Source organism: Aeromonas sp. BIGb0445, from assembly GCF_024809075.1.
GTDB classification, from domain to species: domain Bacteria; phylum Pseudomonadota; class Gammaproteobacteria; order Enterobacterales; family Aeromonadaceae; genus Aeromonas; species Aeromonas rivuli.
On sequence record NZ_JANUES010000002.1, the window covers coordinates 345,989 to 365,416 of the forward strand.

Below are 19,428 nucleotides of genomic sequence, written 5' to 3' on the forward strand. Positions count from 1 at the left end.
TACAGTGCGGGCGCTGGGATTGGCCTATCTCCCCACAGCAGGAATCGATATCACTATCGAGCGGGTTCTGCCACATCGCCAGCGGCGACATCCCAGCAAAGCCGTCTGATTCAATACCATCTGGTTACTACCCCTCCATAAGATCAAACGCAATAAGCTAAGTGGCGATCCGGGCGGCACTACACTCAATAAAATGGGTGAGGTAGCCACTATGAAAGGGTTATGGATAGTGATGATGTGGGGGCTCTTTATGGGGCCTTGGTCGCAGGTTTGGGGGGCCGACCCCAAGGAGGAGGAAGAGGAGCGTGCTCAGCTGGACTTTAACAGTGCTGAGCTGTCAAAGCCCGCCTTGGGGGATCTCGATGCCATGCTGGAACGGGGCCGCATCCGGGTGCTGACCACTTACAACAAGACTGGCTATTTCATCAACAAGGGCGTGCAACGGGGTGTTACCTATGATGGCTTTATGCAGCTGGAGCAGCGCTACAACGGCCAGTTGCGAAAAGAGAAAGCCATCAAGCGTCACCTCAAATTACATATCGTCTTTATTCCGGTCGCGCGGGACAAGTTATTCAGCGATCTGATCGCCGGTAAAGGCGATATCGCCGCCGCCAATCTCACCATCACGGATCAGCGCAAGCAGGGGGTTAATTTCACCGACCCCTTGCTTGAGGATGTGCGTGAACTGCTGGTCTCTGGCCCGGCTTCCCCCAAGGTGGAAGGGGCGGGGGATCTCGGTGGACAGGCCATCTATGTGCGCCCCTCATCGAGTTATTTCGAGAGCCTGCTCAGTGATAACCAGGCGCGCAAGGCCGCCGGGCAGCCGTTGATTGACATTCGTGCCGTACCTGAGACCCTGGAAGATGAAGACTTGATCGAAATGGTCAATGCCGGTCTGCTGCCGTTCATCATCGTGGATGAGCACAAGGCGCGCTTCTGGAAGCAGATTTTTCCCGATATCAACGTTCATGAGCAGCCGGTATTTCGTGAAGGGGGTGTCATCGCCTGGGCGGTACGCAAGGAGAGCACCCAGTTGTTGGCGATGCTCAATAAACAGATCGCGGCGCTGCGGGGCAAGCAGACTGGATCTCAGCGGCTGGCCCTCTATCTCAAGCAGAATAAGTATGTAAAGAGCGCAGCCGCCGAGGCGGACCGCAAGAAGTTTCTGCAATTGGTCGACCTGTTTCGCCAATACGGAGCACGCTATGAGGTGGACTGGTTGCTCATTGCGGCCCAGGGCTATCAAGAGTCGGGCCTCAACCAGAAGGCGCGTAGTCATGTGGGCGCCATCGGTGTGATGCAGCTGATGCCCGCCACTGGCAAGCAGATGAAGGTGGGGGATATTCGCCAGACTGAGCCCAACGTTCACGGTGGGGTCAAATACATGCGCTGGATGATAGATCACTATTATGCAGACGAGCCCATGACCGATCTGGACAAGGCGCTCTTCTCCTTCGCCTCTTATAATGCGGGGCCAGCCCGGGTGGCGCGCTTGCGAGCAGAAGCCAAGAAGCGGGGATTGGATCCCAATATCTGGTTCCAGAATGTCGAATATGTGGCGGCAGATAAGATAGGCCCTGAGACGGTGACCTATGTGGGCAACATTTATAAGTACTATATCGCCTACAAGCTGGTGATGGAGCAGATCGAACAAAAAAACCAGGCTGCCGCCGCGTTGGAGCAAGATGCAGGCAAGGCCAGTGGGGCCGCAAGTACGCTAACGACCCCGAAAATCATTACAACTGAGCCTGCACCCGCCACGAAATAAGCATCGCTATTACAGAGGCGCCCAAGTCATTGGCTTGGGCGCCTCTGCGTTGCATAGGGTTTACCGGCTGTGCTGGTAATCCACTCTCGCGGCCAGTGGATGTTGTGGCCTGCAGGGTCTGCGTTATCCCCCGGCGTCAGCGGGGGAGTGGCGTCCCCGTGGCAAACAGGCCATTTGATGAGCCCCCTGTGCCGCGATGTTATTTAGCGCGTCGTGGCGATCGACTCAGATAAACATGCCCCCGGAGGCTTCGATGCGCTGGGCATTGATCCAGCGGCAATCGTCCGCGAGCAGGGCGGCGATGACACCACCGATATCGTCAGGACGACCCACCCGGCCGAGCGCCGTCTGGCTGGCAATAAAATCGTTCACATCCCGATTGTCGCGCACGACACCCCCACCAAAGTCAGTCTCTATGGCGCCGGGGGCCACCACGTTGACGGCGATGCCCCTCGGCCCCAGCTCCTTGGCCAGATAGTGGCTCAATACCTCAATGCCTCCTTTCATGGCCGCATAGGCGGCATAACCCGGCAGGGCGAACCGAGTCAGACCGGTGGAGAGGTTGACGATGCGCCCTCCATCGCACAGCAGGGGCAATAGTTGCTGGGTCAGGAAAAACGTGCCCTTGAGGTGGATGTTCATCAGGGTATCGAATTGCTGCTCAGTGGTCTGCTCGAAGGGCGCGTTGATACCTATGCCCGCATTGTTGACCAGGAAATCGAACTGGGTCCGTTGCCACTGGCTTTTGCCGAGCAGCTGCACCTGCTCGGCAAAAGCCGGGAAGCTGGCGCTGTCGGCCACATCCAGCGCCAGCGCATGGGCCTGGACTCCCAGGGTGCGAGCGGCTTCAACCACCAGATCGGCCTCTTCGGCCTGGCTGCGATAGGTGATGATGAGAGAGATCCCCCGGGCTGCCAGGGTCAGGGCCGTGTTGCGGCCGAGGCCTCGGCTAGCGCCCGTGATGAGGGCAATGGGTTGGTACATGGTGAACTCCTGGGTTGGTTGGCGGTAAGGAGATGCGGTGTCACGACTGTATTTAATCTTTGAAACTGGATAAAGATGGTCATACTGAATGCAATGTTCCATTTACATAAACAATAGCCGATATGGATCAACTGGATGCCATGGGTATGTTTGTGAGGGTAGCCGAGCTGGAAAGCTTTACCCGCGCCGCCGAACAGCTGGCGGTGCCCAAGGCGACCCTCTCGCTCACCATTCGTCGTCTCGAGGAGCAACTGGGCACCCGATTGCTGCAACGCACCACGCGCAGGGTGCAACTCACCGCGGATGGGGGGCTCTGTTACGAGCGTTGCCTGGATCTGTTGGCGGATGTGGACGAGTTGCGGAGCCTGTTTCAGCCCGCGCAGCGCCTGAGCGGGCGACTGCGGGTCGACATGCCGAGTCGCTTGGCTCGGCTACAGGTGATCCCTCGCTTATCGGCGTTTCTGGCTCAGCACCCGGACTTGACCCTGATGCTGAGCACCACGGACAGGCGGGTCGATCTGGTGCGGGAAGGGTTCGATTGCGTGGTACGGGTCGGGACGCTGGGATCCTCCAGCCTGGTGGCGCGCAGGCTGGGTCAATATCGGCAGATCAACTGCGCCAGTCCCGCCTACCTCGCTCGGCACGGGCTACCGGGGACACTGGCGGATCTGGCTCAACACCAGTTGATCCACTATGGCAGCGATCTTGGCGGTGAGCAGACGGGATTCGAGGTGCTGGGGTCGGATGGCCGGGTCGAGCGCCATCCCATGGCGGGCGCCCTGACCGTCAATGACAGCGAGAGCTACCTGGCCGCGGCCCTGGCCGGGCTTGGCATCATACAGTTGCCGGAGCAGGGCGTCGCTGAGCTGCTGGCCAGGGGAGAGCTGGTCGCCCTCTTGCCCGAGTGGCAGGCGCCACCGCTGCCCATTCATGTGCTCTATGGGCATCGCCGCCAACTGGCGCCCAGGGTGCAGGCCTTCATCCAGTGGCTCGAAGGCGTGCTGGGGAATGCCCCGGCGCCAGGGACGGATGGCGCTGAGTGACAAGGGTTGCGCGGCAGGGAGGCAAACTGACGCGGCAGGAAAATCAGCCGGCGAATTTCACGATGCAATTCTTGCCTGCCGCCTTGGCCTGATAGAGGGCGAGATCGGCGTGGTGCAGCAGGGTATCCCCATCAAGGGTGGGCGCGCTCTCGGCCCAGCCAATGCTGAGGGTGCAATAGAGGGTCTGCTGCTCGGCGACGATGGACATGTTGGCGAGGGTGCTGCGGATCCGCTCCAGCACCGGCAAGGCATCCGCTGGCGATATATCGATCAGCGCCAGGGCAAACTCCTCTCCCCCGATCCGCGCCGTGATGTCCTGGCTGCGGCAATGGTTATGGATGATCTGGGCCAGGGTCTGGATCACCCGATCGCCCACCCTGTGACCATGGGTGTCATTGATTGACTTGAAGTTATCTATGTCCAGCATGGCCACGCAATAGGGGCGCGCCTGGCCAGCAAGCCGCGCCAGCTGCGGCATGAAGGCGCGGCGGTTAAGCAGTCCCGACAAGGGATCGTAACTTGCCTCCTTCTCGGCGGTCTGCTTGTCTTGCTCGGTGCGGCGCAACTGGGCCCGCTGCAATGAGACCCCGAAGATGGTCAGCGCCGAGGAGAGCACGAAGGCCATCATCTCGGTGTTGGTCTCCTCCTGGGTCAGATGGATGAAAGGGCCGAGTCCGTGCGCCGTGGCCAGGATCATGAACAGCATGGCTAGGCTGCTAAATATCCCCAGATAAAACCGGCTGACTTCGAAGGCCAGCACGATCAGCAGAGGCGGGAGCAGGTAGAACAACCAGCCGGCCTGCAGACCCAGTCCCAGCAGGGCGAACAGCGACAGGCCCACCCCGGGCAGTATGATGTGACGCAGTTGGGCAATGCGCAGGGCATGCGGTTCCTGCCAGCCGACATAGATCTGGTACATCAACAGGATGCCGAGGATATCGGCAAGGAAGAGCATCTTGACCATGCCGGGCAGCGCGGATCCGGGAATGTAGTGACCCAGCACCAGATTCCATGCGAGCAGCAGGCTGGAGAGCGAGATGGGAAGCACGCCAGCCAGCACCACAAACTTGATGAGATCGTTGGCATTGTGCACCCCAAGGGGCAGGAAACCTTGTAGCAGGCGCAGGGCAAGTGCCGGGGCCAGGGCATCGATCAGGGCGGCGATAGCGGTATGGGACAGGGAGGGGAGCAGGGCGCCCTCCATCATCATGCCTTTTACGTTCAACATGAAGCTGCCCAAACATATCCAGGGCAGCGCCCTCATCCCCCAGTTCAGCAGCATGATCAGGGCAATCCCGGAGGGGAGCCAGATCAGGGTGATGTTGGCGGGTTGCAGGCTAAATAGCGTCTGCCCCAGCCAGCCCGTGAGGCAATAGCAGAGACAGGCCAGTGCCAGGGCGAACCGAGTCCGCCAGGACGGGGAGAGGGGAGCTAAGCGTATGTTCAATCCGTTGATCGGTTCTTATGATGCCAGTGGCGCTACTATAGCCAATGTCATGCTGTAACTAAATTTAATAAATTCAGATGGTTTACCCCCTGTGAGCGAGATCGCGGCCTCGCGCTCATCAGAGGGTCCCTGTTCAGGCTTGCCGGCCATTGATGATGGGCAAGACAGGGCCCGGTGAGGGGGCATGGGAGCACTCTCAGCCAGCACTCTCAGCCAGCACGCTCACTCCCGGTAGCGGCGGGCACGATACTGGCTGGGGGATTGCGCAAAGGCCTCCTTGAAGAAGCGGGTGAAGCTGCTCTGGCTGGCAAAGCCGAGCCGTCCCCCCACCTCTTGCAACTGCAACGAGGAGTCGAGCAGCAAGCGGCAGGCTTCCTCTCGCCGTACCTGCTCCAGCAGGGCCGAGAAGTGGCACTGCTCCTCGCGCAGATGGCGGTTCAGGGTCCAGCGAGTCACGTTCAGGGTCGTGCAGATCCCGGCCAGCAGGGTGCGGGGATCTGCATCTCCCAACCAGAGCTGGCGCCGGATCAGGGTCAATACCTGCTCGCGATAATGGGAGGGCGGTTGCAACTGCGCCATCTGCTGGGTCAGCTCCCCCAACAACAGCGGCTGCAGGGCGGCATTGTGGCCGCCATAGGGCTGATCGAGCAGGGCGGCGGGGAACGTCAGCTGATAGCCATCCCCCAGGCGCACCTGTCCTGCCAGCCAGGCCGCCAGCTCCCGCCACAGTTTTGGGCGTACCGGGGTGGGCAGCACCAGCTGACCCTGGCCCGGTTGATAGAACTGCACCAGGGCATAGAGATAGCAGAGGTTGACCAGGCTGCTCATGGCGATCACATCCGGGTGATCGGAGTCCGAATAGTAGCTAAGCCGCGCCACGCCATCTTGCTCCTGCAACACGATCCGGTCGCACTCGCCGATCAGGGGACGATAGCGCAGGAAAAATTGCAGGGCCTGACGCAAGGTGGCGGCGTTGCAGCAGAGGCTGGCCAGGGGCAGATAATCGGAAAACAGCCCCGTCAATGAGGGGGGCACCCAGTGGTTGGAGAGATCGGCATGGGGTGCGCAGTGGGCCAGCAGCCGGAAGTGGCGTTGGGCATCGATGCGTCCCTGGGGAATATGCAGCTCTTCCCGGGCTATCCCGGCAGCAAGGAGGAGCGAGGCGGGATCCCGGCCCTGGGCCTGCCAGCGGGCGAGGCAGTGCAGGGCAATCCGGTTGGAAACACTTTTCACGGCTGATCTCCTTGTCGGCGGTGCCTGTTCATCATGGCCCGCCATCATCCCCGGTTGGGGATCCATTGCCGTGATCCCGGCGCAAGTTCTCATCCTGCTTGTGTAACCAAAGGTAACCCTGCAAGGCTTTTCACACTTTTGCAACCTGCTCCCAACCGTCAAGTTCCTGCACCCTGCGGGCAAGTGTGGGCGGCGGCCTTTGCATAGAGTGGCCAGACTCATACACACAAGGAAGGCCACAATAATGAAATACTCCAGTCTCGCCCTGACAATCAGCGCCCTGCTGCTGACGGGCTGTAACGACAACGACTCCTCCCCCAAACCCAGCCAACCCGAATTGGGCCACCGCACAGTGAGCGTGATTGAACAAGATGGCCTGCAATTCAAGGATCTGGATGGCAGCGGCACCTTGACTCCTTATGAAGATTGGCGTCTGGGCGCCGCCGAGCGCGCCCAGGATCTACTGGGCCGACTGAGCCTGGCTCAGAAGGCCGGCCTGATGATGCATGGCACTTTGGTGCTCGACGACAAGGGGCGGGTCAATCTGAGTGCCATGGACAAGATGCTGCGCATCGATGGGGTCAACACCTACATCACCCGGATGGCCGGGGATCCGGCGGCCATCGCCGAGGACAACAACAAGCTGCAGGCGGTGCTGGAAGGGGTGGGGTTGGGCATTCCCCTGACCATCAGTACGGATCCCCGCAACCACTTCACCCACGATCCCAACGCGACCAGCGTCGGTGCTGGCGCCTTCTCCCAGTGGCCGGAGACTCTGGGGCTCGCCGCCATCGGGGATGCGGCACTGGTGCAGAACTTTGGTGACATCGCCCGCCAGGAGTACAGGGCCGTCGGCATCCACGAAGCCCTCTCCCCACAGGCCGACTTGGCGACCGAGCCACGCTGGGGCCGCATCAACGGCACCTTTGGCGACAACAACCTGCTGGCCAAGTCACTGGTGCGTGCCTACATCGAGGGCTTCCAGCACGGCAGCGAGGGAATAGGCAAAGAGAGCGTGATCACCGTCGTCAAGCACTTCGCCGGCGCAGGCCCCCAGAAGGATGGACTGGATGCCCACAACCCCTGGGGCAAGGAGCAGGTCTATCCGGGGGATCAGTTTGCCTATCACCTGGTGCCGTTTGAAGGTGCCTTCGAGGCCAAGGTCGGCGCTGTCATGCCCTACTATGCCAAGCCGGAGGGGTTGACCTATGCAGGGCAGGCCATCGAAGAGGTGGGCTTTGGCTTCAACCGCCAGATCCTCACCGACTTGCTGCGCGGCCACTTTGGTTTTGACGGTGTGGTGCTCAGCGACTGGGGCATCGTCAATGACTGCGACACCGCCTGCGAGGATGGCCTGACCGCGGAACAGGTCACCGCAGGAGTGAGTCCCTGGACGGTGCCCTTTGGCATGTCCTGGGGGGTCGAGAGCCTGACCAAGGCCGAGCGTTACGCCAAGGCGATTGACGCCGGGGTGGATCAGTTTGGCGGCGTCGAGGATCCCGCGCCCTTGTTGGCTGCGGTGCAGGCGGGGCTGGTGACGGAAGCGGCGCTCTCGACCTCTGCCCTGCGCATCCTGGTGCAAAAGTTCGAGCTGGGACTGTTTGAAAACCCCTATGTCGATGCCCAGGCCGCGGTGGCGCTGGTGGGCAAACCCGCGTTCCAGGAAGCAGCTCAGGCGGCTCAGGCGGCGGCCCACGTGCTGTTGAAAAATGAGGGCAAGATGCTGCCACTCCAGGCACAGGGCAAGCGGGTCTATCTCTATCAGGTCAATGAGGCGGTGGCGACGGCCAACGGCTTTACCGTCGTGACCGATCTGGCCCAGGCCGATCTCGCCATCGCCCGGGTCAACACCCCGAATGAGCAGGATCCGCGCTTCCCCTTTGGCAGCATCCACTTCGGTCAGCTTGGCTTTGCCAGTGCCGGTCAGGCGGAGCAGGAGACGGCCCATGAGGGGGTCTACCATGGCAGCGAGGATCTGGCCGCCATCCAGGCCATACAGCAAGCCGGCGTGCCCCTGGTACTCTCCGTCTATCTGGACAGGCCCGCCATCCTGACCGAGGTGGCTCCGGCCGCCCAGGTGCTGTTGGCCAACTTCGGCGCCCTGGATCAGGCCCTGTTTGACGTCATCAGCGGCAAGGTCAAGGCGCGGGGCAAGTTGCCATTCGAACTCCCTTCCAACTGGCAGGCGGTATTGAACCAGCACCCGGATGTGGCGAGTGACTCGGTCAATCCGCTCTATCCCTATGGCGCGGGTCTGGCCTATTAAGCCCAGCAACAGAGACATTCAAGGCGCCTGCGGGCGCCTTTTCTATGGTCGCTATCGACAAACCCGGTTTGGCGCGACTGCGCCTCTTGGGCATAATGTGCCCCGATAGAGGAGAGGCGCCCAGCGACCCTCTCAGCCCTGGTTTGATAAGGCGGGGTGGTGTTGCATGATGAGAATCCACAGAACAGAGGACATTCAATGAAGTATATCGGAGCCCATGTCAGTGCCGCTGGCGGCGTAGAGAACACCATAGCCCGCGCCAAGGCCATCGGGGCCAACGCCTTCGCCCTGTTCACCAAGAATCAGCGTCAGTGGCAGGCCGCCCCCCTGACCACCCAATCCATCGATGCGTTCAAGCTCGCCTGCGAGCGGGAGGGATTCGGCCCAACGCAGATCCTGCCCCATGACAGCTACCTCATCAACCTGGGCCACCCGGATCCCGATGCGCTGGCCAAATCCCGTGATGCATTTCTGGATGAGATAACACGCTGCGAGCAGCTCGGGCTCTGTTATCTGAACTTTCATCCCGGCAGTCATCTCAAGCAGATATCCGAAGCTGTCAGCCTGAAGCTGGTGAGCGAGTCCATCAACTGGGCGCTGGAACGCAGCCAGGGGGTGACGGCGGTGATCGAGAACACGGCGGGGCAGGGTACCAACCTCGGCTGGTCCTTCGAGCATCTGGCCACCATCATCGAGGGCGTCGAGGACAAGAGCCGGGTGGGCATCTGCTTTGACACCTGCCACGCCTTTGCCGCCGGTTATGATCTGCGTAGCCCTGAGGGCTGTGCCCAGGTATTCGGGGACTTTGACCGTCAGGTGGGTTTTCAATATCTCAAGGGGATGCACATCAACGGCGCCAAGAGCAGCTTTGGCAGCCGGGTCGACAGGCACCACAGCCTGCAGCAGGGCAATCTGGGGGAGGCAGTGTTCCATCACATCATGCAGGACGCCCACTTCGACGGCATTCCTCTGATCCTGGAGACCATCGACGAGTCCATCTGGGCTGACGAGATCCGCTGGCTGCGTAGCCTGGCCGCTTAGTGGCTGCGGTCAGACTCGGCGTTTTTTAATGCAACAAGGGGAGCCGATGGCTCCCCTTCTCATTAGATAACCTGCGAGAGCAGATAGAGGCCGCAGAGCGCACAGCTGGCCCCCAGCAGGCGCAGAACCAGCTTGCCCTCCGTTCGTTTGAGCAGCAGGTAGGCACCCATGGCCCCCAGCAGATGCAAGGACGCCGTAGTGGCCAGGAAACCGGACATGTAGGCGAGCTTGTGCTCTATGACCGGCATCTCGTAGCCGTGGGCATAGCCGTGGAAGATGCCGAAGATGGCGGTGGTCGCGGCGGCGATCAGCGCAGGAAAGCGCTGTTCCAGGGCGATGGCTCCGCCCAGCAGTACCACTGACAGCGCTATGCCTAATTCGGTGCCGGGCAGTTCCAGTTGTTCGAAACCGATGAAGCCCCCGAGCCCCATGAAGCAGACGAAGCTGATGGGCACCAGCCAGACGGCGCGCCCCCCAATCTGGCAGCTCCAGGCGCCGACGGCGATCATCGCCAGCAGATGATCCAGACCCGAGAGGGGATGCAGCCAACCGGCAGAGAGGCCTGCATGGGCGCGGGCAGGGGCGGCCCCGAGCAGCAGGGCCGCGATGAACAGCCAGTAGCCACCTTTGCTTATGACATTGATATTATTCATTTTTATACCTTATTTTTGTTGTTCCGACCCAGAAGGTGAGAGAGGCCCACAGACTCTGCCAATCGCTGTCGAGATCGGCGGCCGGGCTCATGTCCACGGCGTTGAATAGCCAGAGTCCGGGATGGGGAAGCTGAAAAATGACCACGCCATCGGCATCGCTGCGCGCCTTGAGCTCGACGGGCGGAGTGGTCTTGAGCTGGGCTTTGATCAGGGTGTCGGCCAGAGGCTGACCACGGTGCAGCAGCTTGACCGAGAACGGCTCTCCTGCCTGATAGTGCAACGGCTCGGTCAGCGGCACCAATTCCAGCGGCATGCCAACGACGCGATCAAACCCCTGGCTCTGACCATCGACGAGCAAGATGCTCTTGGCACAGCGAGAGAAACGCTCTTTGCCAGGTGCCGACAGGCTGCCATCGACCCGGCGCTGCTCGAGGATCTTGTCCAGCCCCTCTTCGGCCAGATACTGATTAAACTCGGGCCCGGTCAAGGAGATCGCGGCCTCGTGAGTGCGCAGGGCGACCAGGGTGGCCCCCGCTGTGCGGGGTCGCAGATGCCCGATAACCCGGGATCCGTCTCGTCCGGCAATCTCCTGAGTGCCAAGGGCGTCGATTGAGCTGAACGAGGCCACCAGATTGGGTAGCCGGGGGGTCTGGGTGCCGGGCCAAGTCGGTCCTATGCGCAGTTCGAACGAGACATTTTCTCGTTGCTCGGGATGATGGGGGTGAGGTACCAGCCAAAACTCATGGGCCAAGGCACTGATTGAGTAGAGGGGGGCCATCATGACAAAGCCTGCAAGCAGGCGTTGACTGCATTTCATTGCGTGAGAAAGCAAATTCAAAGGCAAGATCCTTCTCGAAGAGAACAAATCAGGATGCCGGTGCCAAGGCCGGCATCCTGTTAGCGGGAGCGGCGACTCCTTATCCTTGCGATTTATTTGAGTACAGCGGGGATCACATAGGGGAAGCTTTGGGTGTGCGCCTTGGGATTGGCGATGCCCTGATTGGTCGGTTGACCTATCAGCAGGCCCAGCATGGTACTCATGGCATCATCATCCAGGGCGCGGCCGTTGCGGACCTTGCCGGTATAGTCTGCCTTGCTGCCGACCTGATACGTCAGGACATCCGGTGTCAGCATGTTGGCCACGATGTCGCCATAGGCGATGGGATCTTTCTGGCTATGGGCCAGGGCGCTGGCCCGAGCGGTGCGCGCCGAGGCAAACTGCTTGATACCATCATCCTTGTCCGGGCGGCTGGCGTCATGCAGGGTCTTGAGCGCATCGCTTTCAAACAGCATGACGTGAGAGAAGAGCGGGTTGGCCGAATACTGCACCTGCTGCCACTTGTCCTGCTCCTTGACGGCCGTGGTCATGAAGACCTTGACCTCTTTGCCGAGCAGCTTGTTGGGAATATCCAACACTATGGCGGCACTGTTGCGACCGGCAAAGATGTTGTTGCCCTTGCTCGACGTCCACAGCCCGGGATCATACTGCTGACCGGCATTCAGTTGGGTGCGATAGACATGCAAGGCTGGCGAGTTGCCATAGAAGGGATCCGTTGCCACGCCAGCCCAAGCCTGAATGCCATCCGTCATGGCGCTCGCCTGGTTCATCATGCCCTGGCCGATGGCCTTGCCCATGGTGCCCACGGCCCCGTTGGGGGCATCGAGATCATAGAGGGTGAAGCTGTTGTCTTCCTTGAATTGCAGGCTGAAGGTATGGCCCTTGCTGAAGTCTGCATCATTGGCAATGTGGATATTGTACAGCGCTCCTGGCATGAACACGCCACCCACCGCCTTGGTTGGGGCGTAGTTGAGGGTCATGATCACGGCGGTGTGGTCGGGGCGGGAGGACTGAAAAACATAGTTATCAAGCTGGGCCAGTGCCGGGTTTTTGATAACGGCAGCAGCTTCGAAATGGTGGCTGGCCATGGCGTTATTGGTCAGAGGCAACATCCCCATCAAAATGCCAGCGGTGAGTGCAGATTTTAGCCACTTTCTCTTATTCATGTTTGCTCCTGAGAGTTAATTGAGATGCGTTTAAGTGCTTTTATCGCATGATAGAGTTGTCAAGAATAATTATCTTAAACCGATAATCGCATTGGTAAACACGTAATCAACTGTTTGCGATTTGTTGGCAATATGGCAACCAGCACACTGCTCTTTCGAGCGGAGTGGAGATGTCTTCTCATAGGGGGGCTTTTTGTGGCTTGAGCTGAAATAACCCCAGTTGCCTTCTAACGTTTTAAACCGTTTTTTGTCTTTTACCATATAGCCAATACCCATAAAGTCTTGTTGGAAGAACGCACTTCCTTCTGGTCGCTGGCAAATACCCGTCGCGGCATCGCAATTGGCTCCAGACTGGGTAGAGGAGAACTCTTTCACTATTTGAGCCCCATCGGGCCATGTCCCTGTTTGCTTGAAATAGGAATAGGTGTAGGGCTCGACATACACATTATAGAACTCTGGTGTAGGGGTCTTTTTGTTATCGAGAATGCTGACATGTGAGGGGCTCAGCCTGCTGCCGACGTGTATCCAGCCGCGGTAGCCTTGGGGAAGCTCGACACTGCCATCTGCCGTGAAGTGCGCCCCACGAGCCTGATAGCCATTGTCCTCTGCCATAACTAGATTGGTGCCTAATATCAAAAGCAAGGGGGTAATAAGACAATAACCAGGCCCTGGTTTGCTCATGTGTTTTGATACAGCGCGGGTGGTTGCTCTGCTCATAACAAGCTCCTTGTTGTTGTGGATTAATAGCTTCCATTTGCTAATTGATAATATTCCCTGTTGCGGATGGTCGGATCTAGGTAAAAAGGCAATGGATGTCGTGTGTTGTGAGCCAGTTCATACTTTTAAACGACGTCATTAATAATTAATATTTGGTGAATTATTTTATTTGGCATTTCGCGCCAAAGTTATTCGTGAAATGTCGGTTGCTGTTTATCAGTATATTAAATTTCCCCTAGGGGTTATTGACGGTATAAGGCGTAGCTGTCATGTTTTAATTTATTATGCAGGGATATTCATCAATCACACTCGTCTATAAGGGAAACATATGACACTCACTATGGCTGTAAATACCTTGGGAAAGATGACGCTGGCGGACAATATCGATATCGAGTTGCTGAGTAATAGCGATGACATGACGGTGGCACGGATCCTGTTTGCGGCGCCGGTCGCGGCGGCCATTCACCATCACCCTCATGAAGAGGTGAATGTGATAGTGGCGGGTCGCTTCGAGGTACAGGTGGGGGAGGCTTTTTACCAGGCGACGACAGGGGATTGCATTCGGGTTGCCCCTCATATTCCCCACAGCATCCGCTCTTTGGATGGGAAAGGTGAAGTCCTGACCTGCTGGACACCCTCACGCCGGGATCTGGTCGCCAAGATGGTAATGTGATCCGTATCCGCCCATTAGAGACTGCCCCATAAAAATGGACGCCAAGGCGTCCATTTTTATGGGGCAGTCGAGCGGCACGAATGCGGTGCTCTGTTACCCTGCCTAACCGCTCTGATTAGCCGTCAGATCTTTTAGCAAGCCTTCCACCCGCTGCAGGCGGGTGACCCTGTCCTGGGTCGGTACCTGGAAGCGCAAGCGGGTCGGCCCGTCCATCTTGAACACGCGGGGCTGCTCGGAGAGCAGCTTGACCAGGTAGCCGGGATTGACCCGGGTGTCCTGGTTGAAGTCCAGGTAGCCGCCGCGCTCGCTCATCTCCAGACGCTTGATGCCAAGCGCCGCCGCCTGCTGGCGGAAGCTGGCAATGTCGAACAGCGTCTTGGCGGCATCGGGCAGCAGGCCGAATCGGTCGATAAGCTCCACCTTCAGCTCGCGCAGCTCGGCCTCATCACTGGCGCTGGCGATGCGTTTGTACATGGAGAGCCGCATGTTGACGTCCGGGATATAGCCTTCGGGCAGGAGCGCGGGCAGGCGCAGCTCTATCTCGGTGTGATTGCTCATCAGCTGCTCGAGGGAGGGCTCCTTGCCACTCTTGAGTGCCTCGACCGCTTGCTCCAGCATCTCCATATAGAGGGTGAAGCCGACCGACTCTATCTGGCCGCTCTGATCGTCTCCCAAGAGCTCGCCCGCGCCCCGGATCTCCAGGTCGTGGGTGGCCAGGGCGAAACCGGCACCGAGATCTTCCAGGGATGCAATGGCATCGAGCCGCTTGGCGGCATCCTTGGTCATCAGCTTGGGAGGCGGGGTGAGCAGATAGGCATAGGCCTGATGATGGGAGCGCCCGACCCGGCCCCGCAGCTGATGCAACTGGGCCAGCCCCAGGTGATCGGCCCTGTCCATGATGATGGTGTTGGCGCTCGGCACGTCTATGCCGGTCTCGATAATGGTGGTACAGACCAGCAGGTTGAAACGCTGGTGATAAAAGTCCGACATGATCCGTTCGAGATTGCGCTCCGGCATCTGGCCATGGGCGATGCCGATGCGTGCCTCCGGGATGAGCTCGGCAAGGTCGCTGGCACATTTGTCGATGCTGGCCACGTCGTTGTGCAGGTAATAGATCTGGCCGCCGCGTTTGAGCTCACGCAACACCGCCTCGCGGGTGACCGCGGGCTCTTGCTGGCGCACGAAGGTCTTGATGGCGAGCCGCTTGGCAGGGGGGGTGGCGATGATTGACAGATCCCGCATCCCGGCCATGGCCATGTTGAGGGTGCGGGGGATCGGCGTGGCGGTGAGGGTGAGGATATCCACGTCGGCGCGCAGTGCCTTGATCTTCTCTTTTTGACGCACTCCGAATCTGTGTTCCTCATCGACGATGAGCAGCCCCAGATCCTTGAAGGTGAGATCGGATCCCAGCAGCTTATGGGTGCCGATGATGATGTCGACCTTGCCATCGCGCAGCTCCTTGAGCACGGCGGTCTGCTCCTTGGCGGAGCGGAAGCGGCTCAGCACCTCGACCCGCACCGGCCAGTTGGCGAAGCGGTCCCGGAAGTTGTCATAGTGCTGCTGGGCCAGCAGGGTGGTGGGCACCAGCACGGCGACCTGCTTGCCACCATGGACCGCCACGAAGGCCGCGCGCATCGCCACTTCCGTTTTGCCAAAGCCGACATCGCCGCACACCAGCCGATCCATGCTCTTGGCCTGGCACATGTCCCCCAGCACCGCATTGATGGCGTTGAGCTGATCTTCGGTCTCCTCGAACGGGAAACCGGCGGCGAACTGGCGGTAGTTCTCCTTGTCGTGCTTGAAGGCGAAGCCGCTGCGCGCCGCGCGCAGGGCATAGACATCGAGCAGTTCGGCCGCCACGTCGCGTACCTTCTCGGCCGCCTTGCGCCTGGCCTTGACCCAGGCCTCGCCGCCGAGCTTGTGGCTGGGGGGATTGTCGGAACCGGTGTAGCGGCTGATGAGGTGCAAGTTGGTGACGGGGACGAACAGCTTGTCGCCACCGGCGTATTCCAGGGTGAGGAACTCGGTGGGCAGGCCGCCGGCGTCCAGGGTCTCCAGGCCCAGGTAGCGGCCGACCCCGTGATCCAGATGCACCACCGGCTGACCCTGGGTCAGCTCGCCGAGGTTGCGGATCACCGCATCGGAGCTTAAGTTTTTGCTCTTGTCGCGCTGGCGCTTGCTGCGGATCTTGCCGCCGAGCAGCTCGCCTTCGGTGATGAAGGCAAGGGGGGCCACCTTGGGCTCGCGCAGCAGGAAGCCACGCTCCAGCGGTCCGACCAGAATACCCTGCTCACTGTGGCTGGCGAGAAATTCGCCTAGGCTGGCAAATTCCGGCGGATTGAGACCGATACGGGCCAGCAAGTCGCGCAATACCTCGCGCCGCCCCTCGGTTTCGACCGCAAAGAGGGTTCGCCCCGCAAAGTCTTGCAGAAACTGCTCCAGGGCGAGCAGGGGGCGCTCCTTGCTGTTGTCGAGTTGCAGCTCGGGCAGGGGCTCGACCGGCAGATTGATCTGGCCGGCGCCCTGGGGGGTCGGCTCTTCTTGCAGACGTACGGCGCCATACTGGCCGAGGGCCTGGAACAGCTGTTCCACCGGCAGATAGAGACGGGCGGGCTCGAGCAGGGGGCGACTGGTGTCCCAGCGCCGATCTTCGAAGCGTTGACCGATGTCGTTCCAAAACCCCTGGGCGGCGGGGTAGATGTCGCCGACCGTGATGAGCTGGGTCTGGGCGGGCAGGTAGTCAAACAGGCTGGCAGTCTGCTCGAAGAAGAGCGGCAGATAATATTCGATACCGGCCGGCCAGCGCCCCTTGCTCACCTCCTGATAGATGGATCCGTCGGCCCGCGACAGCTCGAACAGCTCGCGGAATTGGCCGCGAAACAGCTCGATAGCCCCCTCGTCGGTCGGGTACTCTCGTGCCGGCAGCAGGCTGACGGCAGGAACGGGCTCCCGGGAGCGCTGAGTCTCGGGGTCGAAGGGGCGGATGGAGTCCACTTCATCATCGAAGAAATCAATGCGATAGGGCGCGGTGCTACCCATGGGGAAGAGATCGAGCAGGGAGCCACGGGCGGCAAATTCGCCATGCTCCAGCACCTGCTCCACCGCCACATAACCGGCCTCGGCCAGACGGCCGCGCAACTGTTGCAAATTGAGGCGCTGCCCCGCCTTGACCATCAAGCTGTACTTGTCGAGATAGACCCGGGGGGCACAGCGCAGCATCAGGGTCGAGATGGGCACTATCAGGGCGCCGCGTTGCATCTGCGGGAGCTTGTAGAGGGTCTCGAGCCGCTGGGAGATGATGTCCTGATGGGGAGAGAAGGTGTCGTAGGGCAGGGTCTCCCAGTCCGGGAACAGCAGCACCGGGCAGGCTGGTTCGTCGGGTGCTGCCTGGCTGAGCAGATAGCGCAGCTCCTGCTCGAGGCGCAGGGCGCTGGGGGTATCGGCGGTCACCAGCAGGGTGGGGCCATCGTTTGACCGGGTAAGCTCTGCGGCCACCAGGGCCAGGGCACTGCCATGCAGTTGGCCCAAGGTACTTTTTTGGCCCGCTTTGGCGGGCAGGACGGGTAGGGTTAGGGATCTCATCACTCTGTCTTTAGCCTTGGCCCGTTCGGGCTCGGTGTCTGGTCGACTCGAAGGATGTCACATCGTTCGGGCCACATACTGGCGCGCAGGTTAACGACGTCGCTCCTGGGCGCGAGCCTTGAGCTGGCGGGACTGCACATGGAGGCTGGCTCGCACCAGCAGTTCGCGATCTTCCTCACGTATGCGGGCGTAGTCGAGGGCGACATGCTGGCCATGCTCGCCGGCCGTGACCTCGCGTACCCTGGCGTAGCAGTAGACCGCGGAGGCCTCGTCACGCAGAAAAATCTTGAGGCGCACCAGCTGCGCCTTGGCGGGTGCCTGGCCATGCCCCTGAGCCGGGTGCAGGTAGGTGAGCTGACCCGCGCCAAAGGTCAGGGTGTGGAAGCGCTGCTCCGGGTGATCCTGGGCGGCCAGCACATAGCTCATGATCATGTCGATCTTGTGCGACTGCTGGTTGATGATCTCGATCAGATCCTGCATGGCGTCATTCTGGCTGCGAATGAGCCGGGTGGTCGCCATGTCGATGGAGCTGATGGCGGCGGCGATGCGAAAGGGCTCGGGCAGCTCGGCCTCCAGCGCCTGTTCGCTCGGCAAGCTGTAATCATCCGGCAGGAGGATAACATTGACCGGCGTGGCATGGGTGACGCTGAAGAACTGTTCCTGCATGGAGGCTATCCCTTGTTGTCATGGACGGTTTCCCTTTATTATCCGGTATCTTATTTTGTTGGCAACGTGCATATCCTTGAAGACCGGACTTTTTCAGCCCCTTTCGCTGGCCATTGGCCTGCGATATGCAGGGTCACGGCGCAGTAATCGCTTCGTCTCTTTCATCTCTCTGTTTTCCACCTTTGGCATTGCCATCGGGGTCGCTGCCCTGATGGTGGTGATTTCCGTCATGAATGGCTTCGAGGGACAGCTCAAGGGCCGCATCCTGGGGGTGATCCCCCATGTGGTGCTGACCAGCGAGACCGGGCGCATCGATGCCGCGCCCGAGGGGCTGCCTGATCTTGCCAAATTACCCCATGTGGTGGCGGTGGCCCCCATGCTCGATAGCGAGGGCATGCTGCAAAGCCCCGGTCAGCTGACCGGGGTGAGCGTGCAGGGGATAGATCCCGCCCACTGGCCCAAAGATGACATTCTGCACTCCCAGATGCTGGGGGGGCGCCTCGCCTCTCTCAAGGCCGGTGAGTATCAGATTGTCCTGGGTCAGGGGGTGGCGCGTCGCCTCGGGGTGGGGCTGGGGGATGAGGTGCGACTCATCCTGACCGAAGGCACCCGCTTCACGCCCTTTGGCCGGGTGCCCGCTCAGCGGCTCTTTACCGTCTCGGGCATCTTCGGCGTCGGTGCCGATGTGGATGACCAGATCGCCCTGATCGCCATCCAGGATGCCCAGCGACTGCTCCGTCTGCCTGAACATCAGGTTGGCGGTCTGCGGCTCTGGCTCGATGATCCCTTCGCGGCCGATGCCGTGATCAAGACGCCGCTGCCTGCGGGCTACCAGTGGCAAGATTGGCGACGGGAACGTGGCGAGCTGTTCCAGGCGGTGGCCATGGAAAAACGCATGATGGGGCTGATGCTGGTGCTCATCATCGCGGTGGCGACCTTCAATATCCTCTCTGCCCTGGTCATGGTGGTCACCGACAAGGAAGGGGAGGTGGCCATCTTGCGTACCATGGGCATGAACGAGTCTGGGATCGTCAAGATCTTCATGGTGCTGGGGGCGTCCAGCGGGATGATTGGTGCCCTGTTCGGCGCCCTGGCGGGCATTGGCCTCTGCCTGGGCCTCAATCCGTTGCTCAACGGGCTGGGACTCAACCTCTATATGGCGGCGGGGGGCAGTGGCCTGCCCGTCATCGTCGAGCCGATGCAGGTGGTCACCATCCTCGGTGGCGCCGTCTTGTTGAGCTTTGCTGCCACCCTGTATCCTGCTGCCCGCGCGGCACGGGTGCGTCCGGCCGAGGCACTGCGTTATGAATAATTCATCTTCTGTACCTACCCCCGATGTGAGTGGAGTCCC

General features: G+C 60.4%; 15 protein-coding genes. 6 read left to right on the forward strand and 9 right to left on the reverse strand.

Annotated features, from left to right (window positions below):
• Nucleotides 1-211 precede the first annotated feature (211 nt).
• Nucleotides 212-1,768, forward strand: a complete 1,557-nt coding sequence (locus M2367_RS05230; RefSeq protein WP_259236039.1) for a lytic transglycosylase F — start codon at nucleotides 212-214, stop codon at nucleotides 1,766-1,768.
• Nucleotides 1,769-1,993: 225 nt separating this feature from the next.
• Here M2367_RS05230 and M2367_RS05235 read toward each other — a convergent pair whose 3' ends face one another.
• A complete protein-coding gene (locus tag M2367_RS05235; RefSeq protein WP_259236040.1) occupies nucleotides 1,994-2,752 on the reverse strand; it encodes an SDR family NAD(P)-dependent oxidoreductase in 759 nt (252 codons plus the stop codon).
• 122 nt (nucleotides 2,753-2,874) lie between these two features.
• On the opposite strand from M2367_RS05235, the gene M2367_RS05240 reads away from it, so the two are divergent.
• Nucleotides 2,875-3,795: a LysR family transcriptional regulator gene (locus tag M2367_RS05240; protein WP_259236041.1), complete on the forward strand. Its 921-nt coding sequence runs from the start codon at nucleotides 2,875-2,877 to the stop codon at nucleotides 3,793-3,795.
• A 43-nt stretch (nucleotides 3,796-3,838) separates the two neighbouring features.
• Here M2367_RS05240 and M2367_RS05245 read toward each other — a convergent pair whose 3' ends face one another.
• Nucleotides 3,839-5,242: a diguanylate cyclase gene (locus M2367_RS05245; protein WP_224430540.1), complete on the reverse strand. Its 1,404-nt coding sequence runs from the start codon at nucleotides 5,240-5,242 to the stop codon at nucleotides 3,839-3,841.
• 222 nt (nucleotides 5,243-5,464) lie between these two features.
• Nucleotides 5,465-6,475: an AraC family transcriptional regulator gene (locus M2367_RS05250; protein ID WP_259236042.1), complete on the reverse strand. Its 1,011-nt coding sequence runs from the start codon at nucleotides 6,473-6,475 to the stop codon at nucleotides 5,465-5,467.
• A gap of 244 nt (nucleotides 6,476-6,719) precedes the next feature.
• On the opposite strand from M2367_RS05250, the gene M2367_RS05255 reads away from it, so the two are divergent.
• Both M2367_RS05255 and nfo read left to right on the forward strand, forming a co-directional pair.
• The gene (locus tag M2367_RS05255; RefSeq protein WP_259236043.1) at nucleotides 6,720-8,741 is read left to right on the forward strand and encodes a glycoside hydrolase family 3 protein; all 2,022 of its coding nucleotides are present in this window, start codon (nucleotides 6,720-6,722) and stop codon (nucleotides 8,739-8,741) included.
• Between the two features lie 198 nt (nucleotides 8,742-8,939).
• The gene (nfo, locus tag M2367_RS05260) at nucleotides 8,940-9,782 is read left to right on the forward strand and encodes a deoxyribonuclease IV (protein ID WP_259236044.1); all 843 of its coding nucleotides are present in this window, start codon (nucleotides 8,940-8,942) and stop codon (nucleotides 9,780-9,782) included.
• A 62-nt stretch (nucleotides 9,783-9,844) separates the two neighbouring features.
• Here the strand turns inward: nfo and M2367_RS05265 are convergent, their stop codons facing one another.
• From M2367_RS05265 to M2367_RS05280, 4 genes are all read right to left on the reverse strand, one after another.
• A complete protein-coding gene (locus tag M2367_RS05265) occupies nucleotides 9,845-10,435 on the reverse strand; it encodes a HupE/UreJ family protein (protein WP_259236045.1) in 591 nt (196 codons plus the stop codon).
• Nucleotides 10,428-11,216 (reverse strand): DUF4198 domain-containing protein, encoded by a 789-nt coding sequence (locus M2367_RS05270; protein ID WP_259236046.1) that lies wholly within the window; start codon nucleotides 11,214-11,216, stop codon nucleotides 10,428-10,430. Before M2367_RS05270 ends, M2367_RS05265 begins: the two co-directional genes overlap by 8 nt.
• Before the next feature lie 149 nt (nucleotides 11,217-11,365).
• Nucleotides 11,366-12,439: a DUF4331 domain-containing protein gene (locus M2367_RS05275; RefSeq protein WP_259236047.1), complete on the reverse strand. Its 1,074-nt coding sequence runs from the start codon at nucleotides 12,437-12,439 to the stop codon at nucleotides 11,366-11,368.
• Between the two features lie 69 nt (nucleotides 12,440-12,508).
• A complete protein-coding gene (locus tag M2367_RS05280; protein WP_259236048.1) occupies nucleotides 12,509-13,156 on the reverse strand; it encodes a cytochrome P460 family protein in 648 nt (215 codons plus the stop codon).
• A 328-nt stretch (nucleotides 13,157-13,484) separates the two neighbouring features.
• Here M2367_RS05280 and M2367_RS05285 point away from each other — a divergent pair, with 328 nt between their 5' ends.
• Nucleotides 13,485-13,829 (forward strand): cupin domain-containing protein, encoded by a 345-nt coding sequence (locus M2367_RS05285; RefSeq protein WP_259236049.1) that lies wholly within the window; start codon nucleotides 13,485-13,487, stop codon nucleotides 13,827-13,829.
• 102 nt (nucleotides 13,830-13,931) lie between these two features.
• Here M2367_RS05285 and mfd read toward each other — a convergent pair whose 3' ends face one another.
• Nucleotides 13,932-17,411, reverse strand: coding sequence for a transcription-repair coupling factor (gene mfd / locus M2367_RS05290; RefSeq protein ID WP_259236050.1), 3,480 nt, complete (start codon nucleotides 17,409-17,411; stop codon nucleotides 13,932-13,934).
• A gap of 90 nt (nucleotides 17,412-17,501) precedes the next feature.
• Nucleotides 17,502-18,077, reverse strand: a complete 576-nt coding sequence (locus M2367_RS05295) for a PilZ domain-containing protein (RefSeq protein WP_259236051.1) — start codon at nucleotides 18,075-18,077, stop codon at nucleotides 17,502-17,504.
• A gap of 76 nt (nucleotides 18,078-18,153) precedes the next feature.
• On the opposite strand from M2367_RS05295, the gene M2367_RS05300 reads away from it, so the two are divergent.
• Nucleotides 18,154-19,389 (forward strand): lipoprotein-releasing ABC transporter permease subunit, encoded by a 1,236-nt coding sequence (locus tag M2367_RS05300; RefSeq protein WP_259236052.1) that lies wholly within the window; start codon nucleotides 18,154-18,156, stop codon nucleotides 19,387-19,389.
• The last annotated feature ends 39 nt before the right edge of the window (nucleotides 19,390-19,428 follow it).

What these genes read in the sequence shown, in the direction of transcription:
- M2367_RS05230 (WP_259236039.1), top strand. Translation starts at nt 212, where the DNA reads ATGAAAGGGTTATGGATAGTGATGATGTGGGGGCTCTTTATGGGGCCT.
- M2367_RS05235 (WP_259236040.1), bottom strand. Translation starts at nt 2,752, where the DNA reads ATGTACCAACCCATTGCCCTCATCACGGGCGCTAGCCGAGGCCTCGGC.
- M2367_RS05240 (WP_259236041.1), top strand. Translation starts at nt 2,875, where the DNA reads ATGGATCAACTGGATGCCATGGGTATGTTTGTGAGGGTAGCCGAGCTG.
- M2367_RS05255 (WP_259236043.1), top strand. Translation starts at nt 6,720, where the DNA reads ATGAAATACTCCAGTCTCGCCCTGACAATCAGCGCCCTGCTGCTGACG.
- nfo (WP_259236044.1), top strand. Translation starts at nt 8,940, where the DNA reads ATGAAGTATATCGGAGCCCATGTCAGTGCCGCTGGCGGCGTAGAGAAC.
- M2367_RS05265 (WP_259236045.1), bottom strand. Translation starts at nt 10,435, where the DNA reads ATGAATAATATCAATGTCATAAGCAAAGGTGGCTACTGGCTGTTCATC.
- M2367_RS05270 (WP_259236046.1), bottom strand. Translation starts at nt 11,216, where the DNA reads ATGATGGCCCCCCTCTACTCAATCAGTGCCTTGGCCCATGAGTTTTGG.
- M2367_RS05275 (WP_259236047.1), bottom strand. Translation starts at nt 12,439, where the DNA reads ATGAATAAGAGAAAGTGGCTAAAATCTGCACTCACCGCTGGCATTTTG.
- M2367_RS05280 (WP_259236048.1), bottom strand. Translation starts at nt 13,156, where the DNA reads ATGAGCAGAGCAACCACCCGCGCTGTATCAAAACACATGAGCAAACCA.
- M2367_RS05285 (WP_259236049.1), top strand. Translation starts at nt 13,485, where the DNA reads ATGACACTCACTATGGCTGTAAATACCTTGGGAAAGATGACGCTGGCG.
- mfd (WP_259236050.1), bottom strand. Translation starts at nt 17,411, where the DNA reads ATGAGATCCCTAACCCTACCCGTCCTGCCCGCCAAAGCGGGCCAAAAA.
- M2367_RS05295 (WP_259236051.1), bottom strand. Translation starts at nt 18,077, where the DNA reads ATGCAGGAACAGTTCTTCAGCGTCACCCATGCCACGCCGGTCAATGTT.